General features: G+C 74.1%; 18 protein-coding genes and 1 pseudogene. 14 read left to right on the top strand and 5 right to left on the bottom strand.

Translation table 11 applies throughout. The annotated features are described in order from the left end of the window. The 5 genes from ACIQUT_RS11485 to ACIQUT_RS11505 form a co-directional block, all read left to right on the top strand. On the top strand, positions 1–2,397 hold a 2,397-nt coding region (locus ACIQUT_RS11485), incomplete at its 5' end, for a serine/threonine-protein kinase (protein ID WP_403561853.1). 117 nt (positions 2,398–2,514) lie between these two features. Then, positions 2,515–5,967 (top strand): protein kinase, encoded by a 3,453-nt coding sequence (locus tag ACIQUT_RS11490; RefSeq protein WP_403561855.1) that lies wholly within the window; start codon positions 2,515–2,517, stop codon positions 5,965–5,967. Between the two features lie 125 nt (positions 5,968–6,092). Beyond that, a complete protein-coding gene (locus ACIQUT_RS11495; RefSeq protein ID WP_403561857.1) occupies positions 6,093–7,739 on the top strand; it encodes a protein kinase in 1,647 nt (548 codons plus the stop codon). A gap of 134 nt (positions 7,740–7,873) precedes the next feature. Next, a complete protein-coding gene (locus ACIQUT_RS11500) occupies positions 7,874–9,502 on the top strand; it encodes a succinic semialdehyde dehydrogenase (RefSeq protein WP_403561859.1) in 1,629 nt (542 codons plus the stop codon). Between the two features lie 33 nt (positions 9,503–9,535). Further along, positions 9,536–11,422, top strand: coding sequence for a GMC oxidoreductase (locus tag ACIQUT_RS11505; RefSeq protein ID WP_403561861.1), 1,887 nt, complete (start codon positions 9,536–9,538; stop codon positions 11,420–11,422). A gap of 385 nt (positions 11,423–11,807) precedes the next feature. Here the strand turns inward: ACIQUT_RS11505 and ACIQUT_RS11510 are convergent, their stop codons facing one another. Next, on the bottom strand, positions 11,808–12,107 hold the full coding sequence (locus ACIQUT_RS11510) for a chorismate mutase (RefSeq protein WP_403561863.1): 300 nt from the start codon (positions 12,105–12,107) through the stop codon (positions 11,808–11,810). Between the two features lie 300 nt (positions 12,108–12,407). Between ACIQUT_RS11510 and guaA the strand changes: the two genes are divergently transcribed. The 6 genes and pseudogenes from guaA (at position 12,408) to ACIQUT_RS11540 (ending at position 19,328) form a co-directional block, all read left to right on the top strand. After that, positions 12,408–14,000: a glutamine-hydrolyzing GMP synthase gene (gene guaA / locus ACIQUT_RS11515; RefSeq protein ID WP_403561865.1), complete on the top strand. Its 1,593-nt coding sequence runs from the start codon at positions 12,408–12,410 to the stop codon at positions 13,998–14,000. Positions 14,001–14,196: 196 nt separating this feature from the next. After that, complete coding sequence (locus tag ACIQUT_RS11520; RefSeq protein WP_403561867.1) at positions 14,197–15,018, top strand: class II aldolase/adducin family protein; 822 nt, start codon at positions 14,197–14,199, stop codon at positions 15,016–15,018. A gap of 116 nt (positions 15,019–15,134) precedes the next feature. Continuing rightward, a complete protein-coding gene (locus ACIQUT_RS11525; protein ID WP_403561869.1) occupies positions 15,135–16,400 on the top strand; it encodes a hypothetical protein in 1,266 nt (421 codons plus the stop codon). 81 nt (positions 16,401–16,481) lie between these two features. Then, positions 16,482–16,950 (top strand): annotated as a pseudogene (locus ACIQUT_RS11530) (recombinase family protein). After that, a complete protein-coding gene (locus ACIQUT_RS11535) occupies positions 16,943–18,586 on the top strand; it encodes an IS200/IS605 family accessory protein TnpB-related protein (RefSeq protein WP_403561871.1) in 1,644 nt (547 codons plus the stop codon). Before ACIQUT_RS11530 ends, ACIQUT_RS11535 begins: the two are co-directional and overlap by 8 nt. A gap of 247 nt (positions 18,587–18,833) precedes the next feature. Next, complete coding sequence (locus ACIQUT_RS11540) at positions 18,834–19,328, top strand: DoxX family protein (protein WP_403562488.1); 495 nt, start codon at positions 18,834–18,836, stop codon at positions 19,326–19,328. On the opposite strand, the gene ACIQUT_RS11545 is transcribed toward ACIQUT_RS11540, so the two are convergent. Further along, a complete protein-coding gene (locus ACIQUT_RS11545; protein ID WP_403561873.1) occupies positions 19,244–19,498 on the bottom strand; it encodes a hypothetical protein in 255 nt (84 codons plus the stop codon). The genes ACIQUT_RS11540 and ACIQUT_RS11545 overlap by 85 nt on opposite strands. Beyond that, on the bottom strand, positions 19,485–20,864 hold the full coding sequence (locus tag ACIQUT_RS11550) for a PspC domain-containing protein (RefSeq protein ID WP_403561875.1): 1,380 nt from the start codon (positions 20,862–20,864) through the stop codon (positions 19,485–19,487). Before ACIQUT_RS11550 ends, ACIQUT_RS11545 begins: the two co-directional genes overlap by 14 nt. 131 nt (positions 20,865–20,995) lie before the next feature. Here ACIQUT_RS11550 and ACIQUT_RS11555 point away from each other — a divergent pair, with 131 nt between their 5' ends. The 3 genes from ACIQUT_RS11555 to ACIQUT_RS11565 all read left to right on the top strand — a co-directional run bounded on the left by ACIQUT_RS11555 (position 20,996) and on the right by ACIQUT_RS11565 (position 24,228). Further along, entirely contained in the window at positions 20,996–22,291 is a 1,296-nt protein-coding gene (locus ACIQUT_RS11555; RefSeq protein ID WP_403561877.1) for a PspC domain-containing protein, read from the top strand. After that, a complete protein-coding gene (locus ACIQUT_RS11560; protein WP_403561879.1) occupies positions 22,288–23,043 on the top strand; it encodes a LuxR C-terminal-related transcriptional regulator in 756 nt (251 codons plus the stop codon). Before ACIQUT_RS11555 ends, ACIQUT_RS11560 begins: the two co-directional genes overlap by 4 nt. 81 nt (positions 23,044–23,124) lie before the next feature. After that, positions 23,125–24,228 (top strand): alpha/beta hydrolase, encoded by a 1,104-nt coding sequence (locus ACIQUT_RS11565; RefSeq protein WP_403561882.1) that lies wholly within the window; start codon positions 23,125–23,127, stop codon positions 24,226–24,228. 33 nt (positions 24,229–24,261) lie between these two features. Here the strand turns inward: ACIQUT_RS11565 and ACIQUT_RS11570 are convergent, their stop codons facing one another. Beyond that, positions 24,262–25,302 (bottom strand): NlpC/P60 family protein, encoded by a 1,041-nt coding sequence (locus tag ACIQUT_RS11570; RefSeq protein WP_403561884.1) that lies wholly within the window; start codon positions 25,300–25,302, stop codon positions 24,262–24,264. A gap of 119 nt (positions 25,303–25,421) precedes the next feature. Then, positions 25,422–25,775, bottom strand: coding sequence for a hypothetical protein (locus ACIQUT_RS11575; RefSeq protein ID WP_403561886.1), 354 nt, complete (start codon positions 25,773–25,775; stop codon positions 25,422–25,424). Positions 25,776–25,799 lie beyond the last annotated feature (24 nt).

Here is a 25,799-nt window from a genome sequence, read left to right on the forward strand (position 1 = left end):
GCGGCCAAGCCGGCTGCGGCCAAGCCGTCTGCCGCGGCTGATCCGGAGGATGCGAAGCCTGCGGCGGCGCCGAAGGCTGACCTGTCGAAGCCGAAGGCCGTTGCGGCCAAGCCGGCTGCGGCCAAGCCGTCTGCCGCGGCTGATCCGGAGGATGCGAAGCCTGCGGCGGCGCCGAAGGCTGACCTGTCGAAGCCGAAGGCGGCTGCGGCCGAGCCGGCCGAGGACAAGTCGTCTGCTCCCGCGGTCGAGCCGGAGGATGCGAAGCCCGCGGCGGCGGCCAAGGCCGACCTGTCGAAGCCCAGAGCGGCTGCGGCCGGGGACGGGCCCGCCGAGGCCAAGGGCGCTGCGGAAGCCGTCCGGACGACGTCCGGGAACCCCGTCATCGACAAGGCCGACGCCGTCGCCGCCGCAGTCAAGGCCGCGGCCGCCAAGGCCGCCGCGGCCGCCGGCGCGGAGGGCCGCCTCCTCGCGGGCCGCTACCGCCTCGGCCAGGTCCTCGGCAAGGGCGGCATGGGCACCGTCTGGCGGGCCGAGGACGAGACCCTCGGCCGCACCGTCGCCGTCAAGGAACTCCGGTTCGGCAACGGCGTCGACGAGGACGAGAAGCGCCGCCTGATCACCCGTACCCTCCGCGAGGCCAAGGCCATCGCCCGGATCCGCAGCGGCGGCGCCGTCACCGTCTTCGACGTCGTGGACGAGGACGGCCGCCCGTGGATCGTCATGGAGCTCATCGAGGGCCCCTCCCTCGCCGAGTTCATACGAGAGCAGGGCCCGCTGACGCCCCACCGCGCGGCCGAGGTCGGCCTCGCCGTGCTCGACGTGCTGCGCGCCGCCCACGACCAGGGCATCCTGCACCGCGACGTGAAGCCGTCCAACGTGCTCATCGCCTCCAGCGGCCGGGTCGTCCTCACCGACTTCGGCATCGCGCAGGTCGAGGGCGACCCCTCGATCACCTCCACCGGCATGCTCGTCGGCGCCCCCTCGTACATCTCGCCCGAGCGCGCCCGCGGCCAGAAGCCCGGCCCGCCCGCCGACATGTGGTCGCTGGGCGGCCTGCTGTACGCCGCCGTCGAGGGGGTGCCCCCGTACGACAAGGGGTCGGCCCTGGCCACCCTCACGGCGGTGATGACCGAGCCGGTGGACCCGCCCCGCAACGCCGGCCCGCTCACCGAGATCATCTACGGCCTGCTGGTCAAGGACCCGGCCCGCCGCCTCGACGAGGAGCGCGCCCGGGCCATGCTGACGGCCGTGGTCAACGCGCCCGAGCCGGAGCCCGCCGCCCCGGTCCTCGCCGCCGAGGTCGAGGAGACCCGTCAGATCTCCCTGTCCGCGGCCAAGGAGGCGGCGGCCAAGGCGGTGGCGGACAAGGCCGCGGAGAAGGCGGAGAAGAAGGAGCGCGAGCGGCGCGAGCGCGAGCAGCGCGAACGGGCCCGCGCCGCCCTCAAGGCGGCCCGCAAGGCCGCGGCGACGGCGGGCGCCGCCACGGTGGCGAACGCGTCGACGGCAGCCGCCGCCCCCGCCGGGGCTGCGCCGTCCGGCCGGACCGGGCCGGTCGCCGCGCCGCTCACCGACGTCATGTCCCGCCGCACCATCGGCCTCGCGATCGTCGGTGTGGTCGTCGCGCTCGCCGCCATCGGCTCGCTGCTCGTGTACGCGTTCAGCGGCGGCGGCCCGGGCGGCAAGAAGGACCAGGGCAAGACCGGTCAGGACACGAGGTCCTCCGGCAACCCGACCCCGGGCCCGTCCGGCAAGACGGGCGAGACCGCCGCCACCGCGGGCCAGACGGCCGGCGCGAGCACCGACCCGAACCAGGGCCAGACGCCGAACGGCCAGCAGAGCCAGGGCCAGGGCCAGACCCAGGGTCAGGACGGCGGCCAGACGAGCGGCGGCGGCCAGGGGCAGGGCCAGGGCAACGCGCCCGGCGGGCCGGCCGCGGGCCTCCCGGCGGGGTACGCCGTGGTGACCGACCTCGGGTTCCACTTCTCGATGGCGATGCCGCAGGGCTTCCGGCAGACGGACACCGCCGGCGAGAACTCCGGCGCCATATACAGCCGCGACGGCGGCTTCCCGCGCATCCAGGTCGACTTCACCGACAAGCCCGGCGACGATGCGCGCAAGGCCTGGGCGCTGCTCGCCCCGGCGGTGGCGGGCAGCAGCTCGGGCTACAAGCAGGTCCGGATCGACTCGGTGTCGTACCGGGACTACCCGACCGTCGCCGACTGGGAGTTCGAGCGGGACCAGAAGGGCATCCGGGTCCGGGTGCTCAACCGCGGCTTCAAGGTCGACGCGAAGCGCGGCTACGCCATCATGATCAGCTGCCCGGCGGACCAGTGGGACGGTCCGGAGTGCGCGACGATGCGGAACGTGGCGTTCCAGACCTTCCAGCCGCTCGCCTGACGGGGCTTCACCGCCTGACGAGCCTTCACAGGCCCGGGACGCGGGTGCCCCCGGCCACGTATCGTGTCAGCGGGGCAGCGGGGAACCTGCCCCCGCAGCGCACTCGGGGGAGGCGGAGTGGACGACTACGCGGGTCGGATCCTGGCCGGCCGCTACCGTCTGCCGCTGCCGCCGTCGGACGAGTACGAACTGGTCGAAACCCGGGCCTTCGACACGCGCAGCGGGCAGGAAGTGCTCGTACGGCAGGTGCCGTTACCCGAGATCGTGGACGCGGAACTGCTCGACGAGGAGTCGGGCGGGGCAGGTGCCGCCCGGGCCGGAGCCCGGGCCGGTGCCGGCGGCGGTGGCGTTCTTCCGGCGGGGGAGCTCCCGGCCGTGCGCAGGGCCATCGCGGCGGCGCAGGCCGCCGCGTCCGTCCCCGACCATCCGCGGCTGGACCAGGTCTTCGACGTGTTCGCCGAGGGCGGGTCGCTGTGGATCGTGAGCGAGCTGGTGCCGGCCCGGCCGCTGGCCGCGCTGCTCGCCGACGAACCGATGACGCCGTACCGGGCGGCGGAGGTCGCCGCCGACGTCCTGACCGCGCTGCGGGTGCTGCACGCGCACGGGTGGACGCACCGCAACATCACGGTCCGGACCGTCCTGATATGCGATGACGGGCGCGTCGTCCTGACCGGCCTGGCCGCCGGGGCCGCGGAGGACGCGCTGTGCGGGTACGACCCGGTCCCGCCGGAGGACGACACCGCGGACGCGGGACAGGGCTGGGGCACCCCGCCGCCGCCCGGCCGCGAGCCCGCCGGCCTGCCGCCGGTGGCCCCGGGCTACGAGACGGGCCCGCGCCGCGCCGACCGCATCCCCCTGGACGGGCCGCCCGCACCGGGAGCCGCCGACGCGCCCCTGGTGGCCCCGGGCTACGAAACGACCCCCCGGCACCCCGACGGCGCCCCGGCGGGCCCGCACCATGCCGACCACACCACCCCCGCCCGGCAGCCGGCCCCGCCGACCGCGGGCCTCGGGCACGGGTGGGAGACGGCCGACGGCGACGTGACCTCCCCGCACCCCGGGCCGCATGCCCCCGGTGCGGACGCCCCCGCCCGGACCGTCGGCCCGCGGTACGCCGACCGGATCACACCGGACCGGCAGCCGGAGCCCGTTGCCGCAGGGGACGGGTGGGAGGCGGCCGACGGCGATACGGCCTCCCCGGGCCCCGCGCCGGGCGACCCGGGTCCGGGCACGTCCGGGCTCGTCGGCCCGCGGTACGCTGACCACATCACCCCCGGCCGGCCGTCGGAGCCGTCGGCCTCGGGCACCGGGTACGGGCGGGAGACGGCCGAAGGCGGTGTCGCCTCGCCGCAGCCCGGGCCGGGTGCTCCCGGTACGGGCGCGCCCGGGCTCGTCGGGCCGCAGTACGCGGACCACATCCACATCACCCCCGGCCGGCCGGATCCCGCGGCGGCTGCGCGGGCCGGCGTGCTCGCCGCGTACCGGGCCGGGTCCCGGGCGGCCGTGGCGCGGGTCGCGGAGGAGCGCAAGGCCGCGGCAGCCGGTGCGGCGCCGGCACCGGAGCGGCAGCCGCAGGGGTCGAACCTGCCCCAGGGGTACTCGTACCCGTACGGCACCCCCGGGACGACCGGCCCCGCCCCGGGAACCGCCGAGGAGACCACCCCGGACACCGCTCCCGCCGCCGGCCGGGGCCCGGAGCCCGGTGCGGACTACGCGGCGCCGGAAGCGGGTCCGGGCGTCGCGACCGGTCCCGCGGAGCCGGTCGGCGACCTCGGCCACGCAGCCGGATCCGGCGTGGCCGGCCTCGCCGCCGCGGACTCCGGAGACGCCACGTCCAACGGCGTCGGCACGGGCGCGTACGCCGGGGCGGGGAGCGCGGCGGCAGTCGGCACCGGCGGGGGAGCCGGTGGCCAGGACATCCCGGACGGCGGGGTCGCCTGGCACGGTGCGACGCCGCGTCGGCAGGTCGCGGCCCTGCCCGCCGGGCAGCAGCGTCCGGAGGCGGGGCAGCCGGTGCTGCCGGCGCAGCTCGCCCTGCCGCAGGGGTACCGCCAGGCGGAGGACGCCACCGCCTACCTGCGCCCGGGCCAGCCGGGCCAGCCCCGGCCGGTGCCCGCGCACATCCCCGTCCCGAAGTCCCCGACTCCGCCCGCGCCGACGCCGAAGCCCGCGCCGCCCGTGCCCGCGCACATCCCCGTCCCGAAGTCCCCGACTCCGCCCGCGCCGACGCCGAAGCCCGCGCCCCCCGCCCCGCACCCCGTCACGTCCGCGCCCCCTGCCGCCCCGGCGAACCCGGCACGGTCCGGCTGGGGCGGGGGCGGGGGCGGGGGCGCGGGCTTCGGGCCGTCCGGCGGGCTTGATGCCGAGCGGGCTCGGCAGACGCGGATGGCGGTGGTCGGGGCCGTCACCGAGCGGTGGGCGCCGGAGCAGGCGGGCACGGTCAGCGGGCCCTGGCAGCTGGCGGCCCCGGTCGGGCCGGCCACCGACCTGTGGGCGCTCGGCGCGCTGCTCTACCGCGCGGTGCAGGGCCACGCCCCGTACCCGGAGGACAGTGTCGCCGAGCTCGTCGAGATGGTCTGCGCCGAGGCCCCGGCCTTCGCGGAGGAGTGCGGTCCGCTGCGCCCGGTCGTGGAGTCGCTGCTCCGCCAGGACCCCACCGAGCGCCCCGACTTCGAGGAGCTCCGCGGCTGGCTGCGCTCGCTGGTCCGCTCCGCCCCCGAACCGGATTCCGTCCTCGGTGCGGCCCTCGGCCAGGGGCACTGGCCCGGTGCGGCGGCCCCGCCCCCCGAGCCGGATCCCGCCCGCCTGCCCGTGGTGCGCCGCCGGGGCGAGCTGCACGGGCGGCACCGCAGCCCGGCCCCCGCCCGCAGGCCCCGAGCCCTCGGCCGGAACCTGCTGCTGGGGGTCCTCGTGCTGATGGCCGGGGCGGTGGCGTACGCGATGCTGTTCCTGCCCGGCGACAGGGGCGAGGGCGACCGCCGCCAGGACACGGCCTCCCGGACCCCGGTGGCCGGGACGCAGGCGCCCGCCCCGCAGGCTTCGCCGCCCGCGTCCGGGGGGTCCCGGCCCCCGTCCGGCGCGCCCGAGTCCCCGGCGGCCCCGCAGCCCGCGGCGCCCGCACCGCCCGGCTACACGATGCAGCAGGACCCGGAGCACTTCGAGATCGCGGTGCCCGCCGGCTGGGAGCGCCGCGGCATGAACGAGGCGGGCCAGGTCCGCTACACCGACGGCGCGTACGTCCTGATCGTGGTGCCCGGCCGGGACAAGGTCGAGGGCAACCCGGATCCGGCGACGTACCAGAAGGACAAGGAGCCGGAGCTGGCCCCGTACCGCTCGTCGACCTGGGCCAGCGGCGGCGATGTGAAGACCACGAAGGTGGGCCAGCAGCTCCGCGTCACCGGCCGGTACACGTGGATCGACGGCAACGGCCGCAGCGTCGTCGCCCGCAACTTCGTCGTGGCGCTCGGCGGCAGCTACCACATCGTCATGGTGACGGGCCCGCAGGACGGCGAGGGCAAGGTGACCGAGGTCTTCGAAAAGGCCACGGGGAGTTACAAGTCCGGTGGGTGAACGCGGACTGACGGTGACTCAGTACGGCAATTGCGTCACAGTGCTGCCCGATCCGCGCCTCTGCGGTACCGGCCGTGCCGGGCTCTTCGTAGTCTGGCCCGAAGTGCAAACAGTGGCGGGGATTCGTGGAACAGCAGACAGGTGCGGGCGCAGTGCTCGCCGGCCGGTACCGGCTCGTGGAGCCCATCGGCAGCGGCGGCATGGGCAAGGTGTGGCGCGCCCACGATGAACTCCTGAACAGGACCGTCGCCGTCAAGGAACTGACGGCGGCTCTGTTCGTCGCCCAGGCCGACCGGGACGTCCTGCACGCCCGGACGCAGAAGGAGGCCCGGGCGGCGGCCCGCATCCAGCACCCGGGCGTCGTCACCGTCCACGACGTGCTGGAGCACGACGACCGGCCGTGGATCGTCATGGAGTACATCGACGGCCCCTCCCTCGCCGAGGCCGCCAAGGCCGCCGGCCGCATCGAGCCCCGGGAGGCCGCCCGGATCGGGCTGCACGTCCTGGGCGCGCTGCGCGCCGCGCACGCGGTCGGCGTGCTGCACCGGGACGTCAAACCCGGCAACGTGCTGCTGGCCAAGGACGGGCGGGTCCTGCTCACCGACTTCGGGATCGCCGCGATCGAGGGCGACTCCTCCATCACGCGCACCGGCGAGATCGTCGGCTCCATCGACTACCTGGCCCCGGAGCGGGTCACCGGCGGCACCCCCGACCCGGCCTCCGACCTGTGGTCGCTGGGCGCCACCCTGTACACGGCGGTCGAGGCCCGCTCGCCGTTCCGCCGCACCTCGCCGATCTCCAGCCTGCAGGCCGTCGTCAACGACGAGCCGCCGGCGCTGCGGCAGTCCGGGCCGCTGGGGCCGGTCATCACCGCGCTGCTGCGCAAGGACCCCAAGGAGCGGCCCTCCGCGCAGGAGACGGAGCGGATGCTGCTGGAGGTGATGGAGGGCCGGGAGGCGAAGGCCGCGCAGGCGTACGTACCCACGCGCGCGGTGACCCCGCAGGAGCTGGCCGACGTGCGGGAGCCCGAACCGGACTGCGCGGCGCCGCCGGACCCCGCACGGACGTCCGAGCTGCCGGGCCGCCCGGAGCCGGCCGCCCGGCCGGGCCCGACCGCGGGCCGGATCAAGCGGGCCGCGGCGGTGGCGCTGGTGGCGGCGCTGGTCGGCGGCGGTGCGGTGTTCGGGCTGCTGAAGTACACCGGGGACGGCGACCAGGGCGGCGGATCCGACCAGAACGTGAGCGCCCCGGACCAGCAGAACGGCTCGGACGGCACGGGCGGCTCGGACGGCAAGGCGGGCAAGGACGCGACCCTGCCCGCGGGCTGGACCGAGGTCACCGACCCGGCGGGCTTCACGCTGTGGGTGCCGGACGGCTGGAAGCGCCAGCTGGACGGCAACCAGATCGACTACACCCCGGACAACGGCAAGCACTTCATCCGCATCGCCGTCGACCCCACGCCCGACTACGACACCGCGTACGCGCACGTGCTCGACCTGGAGAAGCAGGTGCGCCAGCGCACCGACTACAAGCGGCAGAAGCTGAACCCGAACACCTTCCGGGACAGCACCCGCGCGGCGATCTGGGAGTTCACCTGGACCGAGAAGGGGGTGCACGCCGGTCCGCGCCGGTCCATCGAGCAGATGTACATCGCCCCGGACGGCGCCGAGTACGCGGTGTACATGTCGGGGCCGGCGGCCGACTGGGCGACCACCCGGGCGCAGTTCGACACCGTGCTCACCGGCTGGGCCCCGTCCGCCAAGAAGGGCTGACCCCGCCCGCCCCAAGGGGCTGCCCCCGCCCGCCCCGCCCCCTCGGGCATCCTGCCAGCGTTCACTGGCAGATATGGCAAAATCCGGTTACCGACGGGTACCCAAAGGCCGCCGGGACCAATACGCTCACCGCCATGACGGACACGCAGGCCCCGGCCCCCCTCCGCAGCGCACCGCAGCCCACCAACCCGGTCGCCCCGGCCCCGGCAGGAGCCCGCACCGCGGCCGACGTGGTGACCCCCGACCTGGTCGCCCGGCTCACCCGCGGAGTGATCGGCTCGGGCCGCACCGCGAACCACACCCCCTTCACCGGGGACAAGCTCGCCGACCTGCCGGAGGCCACCCCCGAGGAGGTCGCCGAGGCCTTCGCCCGGGCCCGCGCAGCCCAGGCCGCGTGGGCCGCCGTCCCGGCGCGCCGCCGGGCCGCGGTCCTGCTCCGCTTCCACGACCTGGTCCTGGACCGCCAGGCCGAGGTGCTCGACCTGATCCAGCTGGAGACCGGCAAGGCCCGCCTGCACGCCCACGAGGAGGTCCAGGCCGTCGCGGTGGCCGCCCGCCACTACGGCCGCAAGGCGCCCGCGTACCTGCGTCCCAAGAGTCACACCGGTGCCATGCCCACCCTGACCAAGGTCACCGAGCTGCGCCAGCCGCGCGGTGTCGTCGGGCAGATCGCGCCCTGGAACTACCCCCTCGAACTCTCCGTCGGCGACGCCCTGCCCGCCTTCGTCTCGGGCAACGCCGTCGTGATGAAGCCCGACACCGAGACCGCCCTGACCGCCCTGTGGGCCCGCGACCTGCTGGTCGAGGCCGGGCTGCCCGCCGAGGTCTTCCAGATCGTCCTCGGGGAGGGGCCCGTCGTCGGCCCCGAGGTGGTCCGGCACGCCGACTACGTCTCCTTCACCGGCTCCACCCGCACCGGCCGCGAGGTCGCCCGGGGCGCGGCCGCCCGCCTCGTCGGGGTCTCCCTCGAACTCGGCGGCAAGAACGCCATGCTCGTCCTGCACGACGCCGACATCGAGAAGGCCGCCGCGGGCGCCGTCCGCGCCTGCTTCTCCTCCGCCGGCCAGCTGTGCATCTCGATCGAGCGGCTCTACGTCCACGCTTCGATCGCCGACGCGTTCGTGGAGCGGTTCGCCGCCCGCACCAAGGCGATGCGGCTCGGCAGCTCCCTCGCGTACGGCGCCGACATGGGCTCGCTGGTCGGCGAGCGCCAGCTGGAGACCGTCACCCGGCACGTCGACGAGGCCGTGGCCAAGGGCGCCGTCCTCGTCGCCGGCGGCACCGCCCGCCCCGACATCGGCCCGCTGTTCTACGAGCCCACCATCCTCGACGGCGTCGAGGCGCCGATGGCGGTGTGCGGCGAGGAGACCTTCGGCCCGGTCGTCTCCATCTACCGGTTCACCGACGAGGACGAGGTGATCGACCGGGCCAACGCCACCGCCTACGGCCTCAACTCCAGCGTCTGGACCAAGGACGCCCGCCGCGGCCACGCCGTCGCCGCCCGCCTGCGCACCGGCACCGTCAACATCAACGAGGGCTACGCCCCGGCCTACGGCAGCGCCCAGGCGCCCATGGGCGGCATGAAGGACTCCGGCCTCGGCCGCCGGCACGGCTCCGAGGGCATCCTCAAGTACACCGAGGCGCAGACCGTCGCCCACCAGCGGGTGCTGCCGATGGCCCCCTCGCTGGGCATGGACGACGAGCGGTACGCGGCGTTCATGACCCGCAGCCTCAAGGTGATGAAGGCCCTCCGCCTGCGCTAACAGCCCCCGTCCGTCCGCCAAGGAGGCGCGTCAGTGGCACAGCCGTCCGCCCGCGAGCACCACCACGACGTCGACCACGGCGTCGACTACGACGTCATCGTCATCGGCTCGGGCTTCGGAGGAGCGGTCTCGGCGCTCCGGCTGACCGAGAAGGGCTACCGGGTCGGCGTCCTGGAGGCAGGGCGCCGCTTCACCCGCGCGAGCCTGCCGAAGAACAGCTGGGACCTGCGGAACTACCTGTGGGCCCCGGCCCTCGGGCTCTACGGGATCCAGCGGATCCACCTGCTCGGCAACGTCATGGTGCTGGCGGGCGCCGGGGTGGGCGGCGGCTCCCTCAACTACGCCAACACCCTGTACGTGCCGCCGACCGCGTTCTTCGAGGACCGCCAGTGGGCCTCGATCACCGACTGGCGCGAGGAGCTCGCCCCGTACTACGACCAGGCCAAGCGGATGCTCGGGGTGCGCCTCAACCCGACGACGACCCCCTCCGACGTCCACCTCAAGGCCGTCGCCGAGAAGATGGGCGTCGGCGACACCTTCCACATGGCCCCGGTCGGCGTCTTCTTCGGCGACGGCGCCGACGCCGAGGGCGCCGCCGTGGCCAAGCCGGGCGCGGAGGTCCCCGACCCGTACTTCGGCGGGGCCGGGCCCGCCCGCCGGGCCTGCACCGAGTGCGGCGAGTGCATGACCGGCTGCCGGCACGGCGCGAAGAACACCCTGAACGAGAACTACCTCCACCTCGCCGAGCGCGCGGGCGCCGTGATCCACCCGATGACCACGGTCACCGCCCTCGCCGAGCACCCGGACGGCGGCTACCGTGTCCGCACCGTCCCCACCGACGGCCGCCGCCGCGGCATCGCCAAGGAGCTCCGCGCCCGGTACGTGGTCGTCGCGGCGGGCACGTACGGCACGCAGACGCTGCTGCACACCATGAAGGACAACGGGCTGCTCCCGCGGATCTCGGACCGCCTCGGCGAGCTGACCCGCACCAACTCCGAGGGCCTGGTCGGCGCGCAGACCGACGACCGCCGCTACCGCAGGCGGCACGGCGCGGTCCCCCGGCTACCGCTGGGAGGTGCCCCCGGGCGGGCCGACTTCACCCGCGGCGTGGCCATCACCTCGTCCGTGCACCCCGACGCCGACACCCACATCGAGCCCGTCCGCTACGGTCGGGGCTCCAACGCGATGGGCTTCCTGACCGTACTGCAGGTGCCCCACAGCCCCCACCGGGTCCGGGCCTGGCTCGCGCGGACCGCCAAGCACCCGGTGCAGCTGCTGCGCTCGCTGTCCAACCGGCGCTGGTCGGAGCGGACCATCATCGGCCTGGTCATGCAGTCCCTGGACAACTCGCTGACCACGTACCGCCGGCCCCGCGGCCCCGGCAAGGGCCTGCTCACCGCCCGCCAGGGGCACGGCGCCCCCAACCCGGTGCAGATCGCCGAGGCCACCCGGGCCGCGACCCTGCTGGCCGAGGAGATCAACGGCTTCCCCGGCAGCAACGTCGGCGAGCTGATGGGCACCCCGCTGACCGCGCACTTCCTCGGCGGCTGCCCGATCGGCGCCTCGCCCGAGCAGGGCGTGGTCGACCCGTACCACCGGCTGTACGGGCACCCGGGCATCTCGGTGGTGGACGGCTCGGCGGTCTCCGCGAACCTCGGCGTCAACCCGTCGCTGACGATCACGGCGCAGGCGGAGCGGGCGATGTCGTACTGGCCGAACAAGGGCGAGCAGGACCCGCGCCCGGAGCAGGGCGCGGCGTACGCGCGGCTCGCCGCGGTGGAGCCGGTCCGTCCGGCGGTGCCGAAGGAGGCGTTCGGCGCGCTGCGGCTGCCGTTCCTCGCGGTCCCGGAGGTCCCGCCGCGCACGGCGGCGCCGGAGGCCGGAGCCGGGACGGGAGCCGGGGCGGGGGCGGCCGACTGATACGCGGTACTGATACGCGGCGGGTACCGCGCTCCCCCTCCGAGCGCGGTACCCGCCGCGGTACATAGGTGACAGACGTTCGGCGCCGAAGGTTGTACCCGCGGGACACCCGCGCACATGTGGCGTCCGTCACACGTACGGGCATGCGAACGGCCGGCCCGGGGCGTCCCCTGGGCCGGCCGTCTTTTCGGGGTGACCGGGCTGCTGTCCCCTGCCGTCCGGTCACAAGGAGCGAGGTCCCACGACGCACGTCGCACGGGCCGTACGTCTCATCGCTCCGGTGGAGCCACGCGTGGTGCTGGTCCCGCGACTGGCTGACGCGGCCATCCACACCAACGAAGGCGCGCGGGGCCGGTCACGGGGCCGGACGGGTGAAGAACGGGCGTCAGACGCGGCCGCGGCAGAGCTCCAGCAGGGACATCGCGAGGGCGGTGCCGGGCCTGCCGAGGGCGTCCTTCCAGTGCGCGAGCACCTCCATCTCGCGCGAGAGGTGCACCCGGCGGCCGCCGGAGGCGATCCGGGTCTGCTGGATGACGGACGAGACGGCCATCCGTTCCTGGATCAGGCCGATGATCCGGTCGTCGATGGCGTCGATGCGCGCGCGGGAGGCGGCGATCAGCTCCTCGGGGGAGGCGGTCGCGGCGGCGGCGGCGGTCGTGTCGGCGGTGGCGGCGGTGGCGTTCATGGCGGGGTTCTCCTGTCGGGTGGGGCCGCAGGACCGGTGAAACGCCGCAGCGCCCGGGTCCTGGCGGACCGGGGCGCTGCGGGAAGTCAGTGGCTCGGAGCGAGCATCACGAGGACCCATGGCGGCCGGACCGTCCGGTGCCATAGGTAAAGAGGAAGCTCAGCTGCTTGCGCACGAAATGGATTATTGCCGTCCGCGCGGCTGTGGGCCAACCCGGTTCGGATGGTGAGACGAAAGCGGTCGGCGCGTCCCCCGTTAGAATTGACAAAACAGCCCCCTCTTCCGCCGGAAGGCCGTCCCGTGCCAGAAGCACCCTCCGCCGTCCACGACGCCGCCCCGGACACGGTTCTCGTCGTCGACTTCGGCGCCCAGTACGCCCAGCTCATCGCCCGCCGCGTCCGCGAGGCTCGGGTCTACAGCGAGATCGTGCCGAGCACGATGCCCGTGGCCGAGATGCTGGCCAAGAACCCCAAGGCGATCATCCTGTCCGGCGGTCCGTCCTCGGTGTACGAAGAGGGCGCGCCGCAGCTCGACCGCGCCCTGTTCGAGGCCGGCGTCCCGGTCTTCGGCATGTGCTACGGCTTCCAGCTGATGGCGACCACCCTCGGCGGCACCGTCGACAACACCGGCTCCCGCGAGTACGGCCGCACCCCGCTGGCCGTCAGCAAGACCGGCTCGACCCTGTTCGAGGGCACCCCCGAGCACCAGTCCGTGTGGATGTCCCACGGCGACGCCTGCTCCGAGGCCCCCGAGGGCTTCACCGTCACCGCGTCGACCGACGTCGTCCCGGTCGCGGCCTTCGAGAACGACGAGAAGAAGCTGTACGGCGTGCAGTACCACCCCGAGGTGATGCACTCCACGCACGGCCAGCAGGTGCTGGAGCACTTCCTCTACCGGGGCGCGGGCCTGCAGCCCACCTGGACCACCGGCAACATCGTCGAGGAGCAGATCGCGGCGATCCGCGCCCAGGTCGGCGACAAGCGCGCCATCTGCGGCCTGTCCGGCGGCGTGGACTCCGCGGTCGCCGCGGCCCTCGTGCAGAAGGCCATCGGCTCCCAGCTGACCTGCGTGTACGTCGACCACGGCCTGATGCGCAAGGGCGAGACCGAGCAGGTCGAGAAGGACTTCGTCGCGGCCACCGGCGTGCAGCTGAAGGTCGTCGACGCGCAGGAGCGCTTCCTGAACGCGCTGGCCGGCGTCTCCGACCCGGAGACCAAGCGCAAGATCATCGGCCGTGAGTTCATCCGCGTCTTCGAGCAGGCCCAGGCCGAGATCATCGCCGAGGCCGAGGGCGGCCCGGACGTGGCCTTCCTGGTCCAGGGCACCCTGTACCCGGACGTCGTCGAGTCCGGCGGCGGCACCGGCACCGCCAACATCAAGTCCCACCACAACGTGGGCGGCCTCCCCGAGGACATCGAGTTCGAGCTCGTCGAGCCGCTGCGCCAGCTGTTCAAGGACGAGGTCCGGATGGTCGGCCAGGAGCTCGGCCTGCCCGAGGAGATCGTCCAGCGCCAGCCCTTCCCGGGCCCCGGCCTCGGCATCCGCATCGTCGGCGAGGTCACCAAGGAGCGCCTGGACCTGCTGCGCGAGGCCGACGCGATCGCCCGCCAGGAGCTCACCGCGGCCGGCCTCGACCGGGAGATCTGGCAGTGCCCGGTCGTCCTGCTGGCGGACGTCCGCAGCGTCGGCGTGCAGGGCGACGGTCGCACCTACGGCCACCCGATCGTGCTGCGCCCCGTCTCCTCCGAGGACGCCATGACCGCGGACTGGACCCGGATGCCGTACGAGGTCCTCGCCCGGATCTCGACCCGCATCACCAACGAGGTCAAGGACGTCAACCGCGTCGTCCTGGACTGCACCAGCAAGCCCCCGGGCACGATCGAGTGGGAGTAGTCCCCAGGGACTGACCCCCGCCCGAGCCCGCGGCGAAGCCGCCACCCCCGTCCCGGGGTGGCGGCTTCGCCCGTTCCCGGGCCCCTCCGGCTCCCCTTCCGGTTCCGGCCCCCTCTCTGGCGGGTTGCGGGCCCCGCGGGTACCTTGCGCGCCAGCCGCCGACCGCTGCGACCGCCGCCGACCGAGGAGGGCCGCCATGCCGGACCAGCCCGCGCCCGTGCCCGTGCCCGTGCCCGTCCCCGAGGACCGGCTGCGTTTCGAGCTGCCGCCCGTCCACACCGATCCGGCGCAGGAGCGCGCGTACCGCAAGGAGCGGCTCGCCGGCGCCCTGCGCCTGTTCGGCCGGCTCGGGTACGAGGAGGGGGTCGCCGGGCAGGCCACCGCCCGCGACCCCGAGTTCGAGGACTGCTACTGGGTGAACCCCTTCGGGCGGGCCTTCGGCTCGCTGACCGCCGGGGACCTGCTCCTCGTCGACGGCGACGGGCGCGTGCTGCAGGGGGAGCGGCGGGTGAACCAGCTGGCCTTCGCCCTGCACGCGGCCGTCCACCGGGCCCGGCCCGACACGGTGGCCGTGGTCCGCGTGCACGGCCCGTACGGCAGGGCGCTCGCCGCGCTCGGCGAGCTGCTCGCCCCGGTCACCCAGGAGGCCTGCGCGTTCTACGAGGACCACGCCCTCGTCGACCAGTACACCGCCGGGGCGGGCGACCCGGCGGAGTGCCGCCGCATCGCCCGGGCCCTCGGCCCGTACAAGGCGCTCGTCCTGCGCAACCACGGGCTGCTGACGGTCGGGGACTCCGTGGACGCGGCCGCCTGGTGGTCCGTCGCGGCCGAGCGCGCCGCCCAGGTCCAGCTGATCGCGCGGGCCGCGGGCAAGCCGGTGCCGGTCGGCCACCGGGCCGCGCTCACCGCGCGGGAGCGGTTCGGGACGGACCTCGCGGCCTGGGCCGCCTACCAGCCCCTGTGGCAGTCCGTGGCGGGGGACCGGCCGGCGGGTGCGCACCGGACGCCGGGCGGGTGACGTCAACACCATGAACGGTCAATCACCTGCTCTGACATCGCGCGCAATCCGGAGCACTGCCGCAGTGGTGCACAATTCGCTGGCATTGCACCGTAGTTCAGAGAGGCGGCAGGCACGTGGCTGTCCACCCGATCTCCCTTGTGCCCCACGGCGGCGCATGCACCTGCGACGACTGCCCGCACGGCGCGCAGGAGGGCCACCGGCGCGCGGTCGCGGCGTTCCTGGCGAAGCGTGACGAGTACGCCGCGGGACAGGGGCTGCCCGCTGCGGTGGCCCGGTCCGCCGGGGCGTCCCGGCAGTGGGTCTCCGACGAGCTGGGCCTGTCGGCGCGCACCGTCGCCGACCGGGGGCGCGAGGCCGGCACCTCCTGGCTGTACGTGTTCTCGCGGCGGGCCGTGCTCGCCGTGTGGATCGCCGCCGGGGTGCTGCTGGTGGTGCAGGTCGGCACCGCGCTCGGCACCGGCTGGTCCCCCGCGCGCACCGCCGCCCTGCTGGCGGCCCTGGTGCTGGCCGGACTGCTCACGGTCGCCGCCCGCGCCCAGTCGGTGCGCGGCGGCCTGCTGGCACCGCTGGTCGGCGAGGACAACCGGCTGTCCACCTCGAAGGCGGTGCCGCTCGCCTGGCTGCTGCTGACCGCGTTCGCCGCGCTGCTGCCCGCACTGCGGCTGGCGGCGTCGGTATCCGGGCCGGAACGGCGGGCGCTGTACGAGGGGCTGGCCCTCGGGCGGGCCCTGCCGCTGCTGGCGGTGGTCGCGCTGACCTCGGCCGTGGCGGTGCTGGTGCGCCGGGTGGTCGCCGTACGGATCCTCGGGCAGCGCCTGCAGAAGCTGCCCGCGGACCGCCCGTGCGGGGCGGACCTGCTGACGGACGACGCGGGCCGGGGCAGTTTCCCGGACGCCCAGTACGTCCTGGTCTCCACGGTGGTGCTGGGCTACGCGGCGGTGTCGCTGGCCCGGTTCCCGGACCGGCTGCCGCGGCTGCCGTGGGCGCTGGCGCTGCTGGTGGCCCTGTCGGCCGTGGTGTACCTGGCGGCGAAGTACGCGGAGGTGGCCCGTCCGCTGGTGCTGTCGGTGGTCCGCAGACGCGAGCCCGGGGACCTGGACGCGGCTGTCCGGCCGGGGGACGACATCGAGATCCGCGGGGTGGGGTTCGTCCCGCCCGGGGCGCAGACGCCGGAGATGCTGGCGCGGCTGGTGGTGCGGATCGGGACGGTCCACGTGCACGTTCCGCTGGTGCCGGTGGCGGGCGGGTTCTCCAACCCGTCGGACACGGTGCTGACGGTTCCGGTCCCGGCGGAGGTGGAACCGGGGCGGGTCGAGCTCCAGGTGGTGACCGCGGCGGGGGTGGAATCCAACCGCTACGGCATCGACGTGGCCGAGTGAAGGGGGTGGGGAGCTGCTGGTTCGTGAGCTCACTCTTGTGAGTGATAGTGCACTTTGATGAGTGTTGTTACGTTCGGATGTATGAACCTCAAGGAGTGGGCGAAAGCGCAGGGCGTGCACCCGCAGACCGCGTATCGCTGGTTCCGTGAGGGGACATTGCCGTTACCGGCTCAGCAGGTCGGTCCGCGCACGATCCTGGTGGACACCGAGGCCGCCGCAACGCCCGAGGTGGTGGGTGGTGTCGGGCTGTATGCCCGTGTGTCGTCCCACGACCAGAAGGACGATCTGGCCCGTCAGGTGACGCGCCTTTCGGAGTGGGCGGCCAGGGCCGGGCACCGGGGACCGGCTTGGCCGCATGAACGTCGGACTCGTCGAAGCGGCCCTGTCCGCCACCAACCGCCGTCTGGTGGTTCTGGATGACGGCGAGGCCGATGACGACCTGGTGCAGGACATCGTGGACGTGCTGATCTCGTTCTGCGCCCGCCTGTACGGCCGCCGCTCGGCGAAGAACCGTGCCCGCAAGGCCCTTGAGGCGGCCGAGCATGGCTGAGCCCAGGAAGAAGCAACTGCGTTCCATCGCACTGCCGTTCGTTGTGCTCGGCCCCTCTGGTGTGGCGATACGGGACCGGCTGGGGCACCTCACCGCGCAGGATGAGAAGGTGCTCTGCCTGATCGGCGAGCACCTGGGCTCTCTGGCGTCCCTCGACCTCAAGCAGCGGTGCGCGGACGGCAACGACCACGACAACGACAGGTGGGCGGCCCGTAAGCAGGGCCTGACGGCCCGGTCGTCTTCCCGCTGGGCCGGGAGCATCACGAAAGCCACCCACGATCAGTGGGCACTGTCGCGTCGCTGTCAGCTCGCGCACATCCAGGGCCTTGAGGCCGGTGTCCGCACGTTGACGCACCGCCTGTCGCAGCCCATCGGGGAGAAGGGCACCAAAAAGGCGCCGGGTGGATACCGGTCGAAGGGCGAGTGGTTCCAAAAGTCCCGGCGCCTGCACACCCTGGAGCGCCGTCTCGAGACGGCTCGCGCCGACCGGGAGGCAGGTGTCGTACACGTCGTGCGGGGCGGGAAGAAGCTGGCCCGCAACCGTCACAACCTCCAGGCCGCCCAGCTCACCGAGCTTCAGTGGCGGGAACGCTGGGAAGCGGAGCGCTGGTTCCTCGCCGCCGATGGAGAGTCGGGCAAACGCTTCGGGAACGAGACGATCCGCGTCGCTCCCGACGGCGAGGTCTCCATCAAACTGCCCGCGCCGCTCGCTCACCTGGCCAATGCGCCGCGTGGCCGGTACGTCCTTGCCTCCACGGTGCAGTTCCAGCACCGTGGCGAGGAGTGGCGAGACCGCGTCCGCGGCAACCGCGCCATGGCCTACCGAATCCACTACGACACAGCGCGGGGCCGCTGGTACCTCACCGCTGCCTGGTCCCGCCCGGTGGTGAAGACGATCCCGCTGGAGGCGGCGCGCGCCCAGGGCATAGTCGGCGTGGACACGAACGCGGACCACTTCGCGGCCTACCTGCTCGACCCGCACGGCAACCCGGTCGGCGAACCCCAGCGCTTCTTCTACGACCTGGCCGGCACCGCCGACCACCGCGACGCGCAGATCCGGCACGCCATCATCCGCCTGCTGCACTGGGCCAAGAGGTGCGGCGTCAAAGCGATCGGCATCGAGGACCTGGACTTCACGCAGGAGAAGACCCGCGAGAAGCACGGCAGCCGCAAAGGGTTCCGTCAGCTGATCTCCGGCATGCCGACCGGGAAGCTCAGAGCCCGGCTGGTGTCGATGGCCGCCGAGCAAGACCTCGCGATCGTCGCCGTCGACCCGGCGTACACGTCGATATGGGGCGACCAGCACTGGCGCAAGCCCCTCACCAGCAACAAGCGAAAGATGTCCCGTCATGATGCCGCTGGCATCGCGATCGGGCGACGCGCCCTCGGGCACCCGATCCGGCGACGGACGGCACCGCCCCACGACGACCAGAGCGATCGTCGTGGGCATCGGACCGTCCAGGCCGATCGTGGTGCACGGGAGCGCGAGGGAACCCGCCCCCGCATCCCCGGACCACGGACACGATCCGCGCAACCGGACGCGGAGCGAAAGCGGGCGACCAGGGCACCCAAAACCGTTCGGGATGCCCGCAGCGACCAGGCATGGGTCCAAGACCCACTCCTGCTCACTGATTAGGAATGGTAGAGATGGGAGGGTGACCAGACCCGACAGCCCCGGCGCCTCCGACGGCTTCCCCACGCCCGACGACTCGCGCCCTCCCGGCGCCTCCCGTGCTCCTGGCGCCCCCGAAGTCTCCGGCACCCCCTCCGGCCACGCCGCCCTCGCGGGCCCCGACGCCCCCACCGGCGACACGGCCGCCTCCGGCCCCGAGGCCCCCTCCGGCCCCGAGGCCCCCTCCGGCCGTGCGGCCGCCGCCTCCACGCTGCAGGACCGGGCCGCCCGGTACGCGCTCCTGCCGCTGCGCGTCTTCCTGGGCGTGACCTTCGTCTACGCGGGCCTGGACAAGCTCACCGACCCCGCGTTCCTGTCCGCCTCCGGTCCCGGCTCGATCGGCGAGGTGATGCGCGGGGTCCGCGACACCTCCGCGATCCCCGGCCTCGTCGACCTGGCCCTGCTCTCGCCCGTCGGCTTCGCCGTCCTGCTGGCCGTCGCGGAGACCGCGGTCGGCCTGGCCGTCCTCGCCGGGCTGCTGACCCGGCTCGCGGCCGCGGGCGGGGCGCTGATCTCGCTCAGCCTGTGGCTCACGGTGTCCTGGCAGGTGACCCCGTACTACTACGGCAACGACCTCGCCTACCTGATGGCCTGGACCCCGCTGATCCTGGCCGGCGCGCCCTACTGGTCCCTGGACTCGCGGATCCGGTCGCGGCGCACCGCGTCGTCGTCCGGGCGGTCCCGGCGGTCGCGCCGCACCGCGTAGGTCACCATCCCCACCAGCGAGGCGAGCGCCAGCCCGCCCATGGCCATCGGGACCACCAGGAACCAGGGCGTGTCCACCTCTCCGGCCGCGTCGAGCAGGTACAACAGGCCCGCCGTCGTCAGGACCAGGCCCGCCAGCAGCCGTCCCGGCTGGAACTCATGACGCGGCACGTGCCACCTCCACCTGTCCCGCACCCGCGTGCAGGCGCAGTTCGATCGTGCCGCCGGGCTCGGTGCCCGCGGCCGGTTCCAGGGTCTTCTGCTCGGTTTCGCCGCCGCTCTTGATGCGGATCGTCTGCGAGTTGTCCCCGGGCATCTTGATGTCGCCGAGCCGCACCGACACGTCGGCCTGCGCGGTGACCTCGCGGGGCACGATCACCTTGAGGCGGCCCGCCTCGATGTCGGCCCGCACGGTCAGCGTGGTCCCCTTCGGCACGTCGAGCCGGCTCAGGTCCAGCGTGGCCAGCCCGGTGCCCGCCGTGTACTCCGGCCGTACGTCGGCCAGGGCGGCCGGCCGCCAGCGGACGTCCTGCCAGTCCGTGCCGATGTCCTCGGGCAGGGCGGACGCGACGGCCAGCAGCCCGGCCGTGGCCGTGGCGAGGAAGAACGTGCCGAAGCCGGTGCGCCCCTTGACGGAGCTGACCGCGAGGCCGAGGCCGAAGACGGCCAGGGCCGAGGCCAGGCCGATCTGCAGCGCGTACGAGAGGGTGCCGTCCTCCCACACCGCGGCGGTCGCGACCCCGCCCGCCAGCAGCGCGAGCAGGAACACCCGCCCGCCGATCCCGCCGCGCGGCCGCGGCCGGTCGAAGCCCGGCCCGGACCGGTCGCCCGCGCGGCCGTCCGTGCCGTCCGCCGCGCCGGGGGAGTCGTCCGGCCCCCACAGGTAGCCGGTGGACCCGACCGGGCCGGTGGTGCCGTCCTTGACCAGCGGGTCCCGCCACCAGGACGGGCTGCCCGGCGCGGGCGGGGCCTGCGTCTCCGGCGGGGCCGGGCGGTGCGCGGCCGGCGACTCCGCCTCGGGGTCGGCGGTGGTGCTCCGGCGGCGCTGGGAGACGTACGCGGCCCCGCCCAGGGCGAGCACGACCAGGACGGAGAAGGCCTCCAGCCCGCCGTTGTGCAGCATCGACAGGAACAGGGCGCAGCCCGCCAGCGCGGCGAACACCGCGGCCAGCGTGGTCCCTTCGACCCGGCCGGTCAGCAGCTTCTTCGCCTCGCTGTCCTCCTCGCCCTCGACGGGCAGCAGCAGCCATGCGAAGCCGTAGAAGATCAGGCCGAAGCCGCCGGTGACGGTGAGGACGCCGAGCACGATCCGGAAGATCACCGGGTCCAGGTCGAAGTAGCGGCCGAGGCCCCCGCACACGCCGGCGAGGACCTTGTCGCGCTTGCTGCGGCGCAGGGGCGGCCGCTCGGCGGCCCGCTCGGCACCGGTCCGTTCGGCACCGGTCCGTTCGGCGGTGGCCCGCCCTGTGGAGGCCTGACCGGCGTCGGACCGGTCGTCGGGCATGCCGCCCGGCGGCGGGGAGTCGTGCTTGGTCATGCGTCCATGGTGACGGGCCGTCGGAGCCCCCGGCATCGGGCCCAACCCTGGCACAACCCTGATATCCCCCGGTCACATCTGGGGGGATGCCCTGATGCCGGGCGCCCCGCGCGCGTGTGACCATCGGTGACATGCCCGTTTCCGCCGCCCCGCGCACCCCGCACGCCCCCGACCCCGACGAAGCACCGCAGCGCAGGCTCTACCGCAGCGCCGACGGCCGGATGCTCGGCGGTGTCGCGCGCGGCCTGGCCGGGCACCTCGGGCTCCCCGTGGTCTGGGTCCGGCTCGCCTTCCTGGGCCTGTTCCTGTGGGGCGACGGGCTCGGCGTCCTGCTGTACGCGGCGTTCTGGGTCTTCGTACCGCTCGGGGTCGGCGGGCGCGCCGCGCACCGCTCCTTCTTCGACAGCCTCACCGACGGCAGCGGGCGCCTGCGCCGGCCCGACAAGGGCCAGGTCGGCGCGCTGATCGCGCTGTGCGTGGGCACGGGCATCTTCATCGCCAAGGTCCAGGACGACGGCGCCTCCGGCCGGTACGTGTGGCCGACGCTGCTCGTCGGTGCCGGCGTGGTCCTCGTCTGGCGGCAGGCCGACAACGCCCGGCGGGCCCACTGGGGGGCTGTCGCCGACCGCAACGCGCGGATGCTGCACCTGGCCCGCAGCCTCGCCGGCGTCGTCCTCGTCGGCGTCGGCCTCACCGTCTTCATCGTCGTCCGCGGCTCGGCCGCCCAGCTCGGCAACGTGCTCACCGCCGCCCTCGCCGTCCTCGTCGGCATCGCGCTGCTCGCCGGCCCCTGGCTGATCCGGATGACCCAGGACCTCTCCGAGGAGCGCCTGATGCGCATCCGCGCCCAGGAGCGCGCCGAGGTCGCCGCCCACGTCCACGACTCCGTGCTGCACACCCTCACCCTGATCCAGCGCAACGCGGAGGACGTCGGCGAGGTGCGCCGCCTCGCCCGCGCGCAGGAGCGGGAGCTGCGGAACTGGCTGTACAAGCCCGAGGGCACCGGCAAGGACGAGGCCGAGGAGCCCGCCACCCTCGCGGAGGCCGTGAAGAAGGCCGCCGCGGAGGTGGAGGACCACCACGGCGTGCCCATCGAGGTCGTCGTGGTCGGCGACTGCCCCCTCGACGAGAAGCTGGGCGCGCAGATGCAGGCCGCGCGCGAGGCGATGGTCAACGCCGCCAAGTACGGTGGCGACGGAGGCCCGGTGCAGGTCTACGCCGAGGTGGAGGGGCAGCGCGTGTTCGTGTCCGTACGGGACCGGGGGCCGGGCTTCGACATCGACGCGGTACCGGACGACCGCATGGGCGTACGAGAATCGATCATCGGCCGGATGCAGCGCAACGGCGGGACCGCACGGCTGCGGTCCGCACCCGACGGCGGCACGGAAGTCGAGCTGGAGATGGAGAGGGCGGCGAAGGCGGCATGAACGGGCTGAACGGTCAGAACACAGACGCGGGCACGCAGGCACAGGGCCAGGGCCAGGGTCAGGGGCAGGGTCAGGACGGGGGCGCGGCGGACCGGCGGGTGCGGGTGGTCCTCGTCGACGACCACCGGATGTTCCGCGCGGGCGTGCAGGCCGAGATCGGGGACACCGGCCGCACCGGCGTCGAGGTCGTCGGCGAGGCCGCCGACGTCGACCAGGCCGTCACCGTCATCACCGCCACCCGGCCCGAGGTGGTCCTCCTCGACGTGCACCTGCCCGGCGGCGGCGGGGTCGAGGTGCTGCGGCGCTGCGCCCCGCTGATGGCGGCGGCCGAGCACCCGGTGCGCTTCCTGGCCCTGTCGGTGTCGGACGCGGCCGAGGACGTCATCGGCGTCATCCGCGGCGGCGCCCGCGGCTATGTGACGAAGACCATCACCGGCGGCGACCTGGTGGACTCGGTCTTCCGGGTGCAGGACGGCGACGCCGTGTTCTCGCCGCGGCTCGCGGGCTTCGTCCTGGACGCCTTCGCCTCGACCGACGCCCCGCCGGTCGACGAGGACCTGGACCGGCTGACGCAGCGCGAGCGCGAGGTGCTGCGGCTGATCGCGCGCGGGTACGCGTACAAGGAGATCGCCAAGCAGCTGTTCATCTCGGTGAAGACGGTCGAGTCGCACGTCTCGGCGGTCCTGCGCAAGCTCCAGCTGTCGAACCGGCACGAGTTGACCCGCTGGGCCACCGCCCGACGCCTCGTCTGAGGCGTTCCGCCTGGTCTGTGACGCATGCCGCAGGCGGGGCGGGGAACCCGGGCACTGCGCGCGGCCCTCTAGGCTGGCGTGATGAGCTTGACCGGGACCCCCCTCTTCGCGACGGTGATCGCCCTGACGGCGATCGCCGTCATCCTGCCGCTGGCCGTGTGGAGCAAGGTGCGCGGCCCGGCCGCCGTACGGGTCCTCACCCGCGCGCTGATGATGGTGTTCGCCCAGGTCACCGCCATCGCCGTGGTGTTCATCACGGTCAACCGGGAGCAGAACTTCTACACCAGCTGGGGCGACCTGCTCGGCACGAGCGACTACGTGCAGGCCGCCAACGACCTCGGTCCGGACGGCCTCGGCGGCAAGAAGATCGAGGAGGCGCCGAAGGTACTCCAGGAGTGGCAGCCGGTCGAGGGCCTCGGTGGCCGGGTCAAGAAGACCGAGCTCGACGGCAAGATTTCCGGGGTCAAGGGCGATGTCATGGTGTGGCTGCCGCCGCAGTACGACGACCCGGCCTTCAAGGACAAGAAGTTCCCCGTCGTCGAGCTGATTCCGGGCATACCCGGGACCGGCAAGTCCTGGTTCCAGGGACTCAAGGCGCACGAGGTGCTGGAGCCGCTGATGAAGAGCGGCAAGGTGGCGCCGTTCATCCTCGTCTCGCCGCGCGCCATGCTGCTGGGGAACGCCGACACCGGCTGCGCCAACCTCCCCGGCAAGGTCAACGCCGACAGCTGGTTCAGCGTCGACGTCCGCAAGATGGTCCTCGACAACTTCCGGACCACGGACGAGCCCCGCACCTGGGGCATCGCCGGCTACTCGGCCGGCGCGTACTGCGCCGCCAAGCTGGCGATCTCCCACCCCGACCGCTACAGCGCCGCCGTCTCCCTGTCGGGCTACAACGACCCGGGCCAGGAGCCGTCCTCGCTGGTCGCCCAGGACCCGGAGCTGCGCCGCACCCACAACCTGAAGGCGGTGCTCCAGGCCGCACCCGCCCCGCCGGCGGTCTCGCTGTGGATGTCGGGGGCCGAGCACGACGGCTACCTGTCCGGCACGGACCTCAAGGCACTCGCGAAGAGCCCCACCGTGGTGCACGCGGAGAAGGTCGTGGGCGGCCACAACCTCGAAACGTGGTCGAAGCAGCTGCCCCAGGCCTTCGGCTGGCTGAGCACCCAGGTCAAGACGCCGTAGCGGACGGCCGCGCCGGCTGCGCGGCCGCGCCGGCTACGCCGGGCGGGTCGCGCCGGCCCAGGGCATGGAGTCGACCGGGGCGACGCGGACCGTCGAGCCCGGGCGGGGGGCGTGGATCATCTGCCCGTCGCCGACGTACAGGCCGACGTGGGTGACCCCGGGGTAGAAGAACACCAGGTCGCCCGGGGCCAGCTCGCTCCGCGACACCCGCCGGCCGGCGTTGATCTGGGTGTAGGTGGTGCGGGGGAGGGAGAGCCCCGCCGAGCGGTACGCGGCCTGGGTCAGGCCGGAGCAGTCGTAGCCGCTCGGGCCGGTCGCGCCCCAGACGTACGGCTTGCCGATCGCCCCGCGGGCGAAGGCGATGGCCCGGGCGGCGCGGCTGCCGTCCGACGGGGCCGGCGGCGCCTGGGCGTGCGCGCCCGCGGGGGCCGCCTCGCCGGCCGGTGCCTCGTACGCGGCCCGCTCCTCGGCGGTGAGCCGGGCCAGCAGCCGCTTCGCGTCGTCGAGCTTCCCCTCGACGGCGGACTTCTGCGCGGCGAGCTCGGCCTGCCCGGCGCGGAGTTCGGCGAGGTGCCCGGCCGCCCGGTCGCGCAGTGCGCCGACCTCGTCGAGCTGCCGGCGTACGGAGGCGATGTCGGCGGCGCTGCGGTCGCCGGCCCGGGTCAGGAGCGCGGCCCGGTCCAGGTAGTCCTGCGGGTCGTCGGCCGTCGCCAGCTGCACGGCCGGGCCGAGGCCGCCGCTGCGGTACTGGCCGGCGGCCAGGGAGCCGAGTGCCCGGCGGGCGGCGTTGAGCCGGTCGGTGCGCCGTGCGGTCTCGTCGCGCAGCTCGTTCAGCGCGCGCTGGGCCTCGTCGGCCTTCTCCTTCGCCCCGTTGTACCGCTCGGTGGCGGCCTCCGCCTCCTCGTAGAGCCGGTCGACCTCCGCCTTGATCTGCGAGGGCGTCCGCTGCGGGTCGGCCTGGGAGGTGCCTTCGAAGGCGGTGGCGGTGGCAGCGCCCGCGAGGGCGAGGGTGGCGGCGGTGCGTACGGTGCCGCCGCGAAGCGGGCGCTGCCGGGGCTTTCGATGACTGGCCACGAGGGCCTCACGTCCTTCCTCCGTCGGGGCTCGGAGGAGGACGCTAGACCGCCGGGTAACGGTCGGATGACGAGATGAACGCAAATGCCCCGTCGTGATCCGGAGGTGTCGTCTTCGGATCAGGTCCAGAGGGTGGCGATGAAGATGTTGACCACGGTCAGGCCGCCGACCGCGCCGAAGAGCGCCTTGTCGACCTGCTCCTCGTCGCGCTTGACGTAGACGAGGGCGAGGATCACGAAGAGGACGGCGAGCTTCACGCCGATCTTGATGTGGTTGACGCTGCCGCCGTCCATCTCGCGGAAGCCGACCAGCAGGACGCCGGTGACCAGCATCGTCAGGGCACCGTGCAGCATCGCGGGCACGAAGCGGGCGGTGCCTGCGCTCATCGCCTTCATCTGGGTCAGGAAGCCGCCGAGGAGCGAGGCGATTCCGATGATGTGCAGGCCGACGAAGGCGTTGATGAGTACGTCCATGCGGTCGAGCGTACGGGGGCCCCT

Source organism: Streptomyces sp. NPDC090445, from assembly GCF_044769385.1.
Lineage (GTDB): Bacteria > Actinomycetota > Actinomycetes > Streptomycetales > Streptomycetaceae > Streptomyces.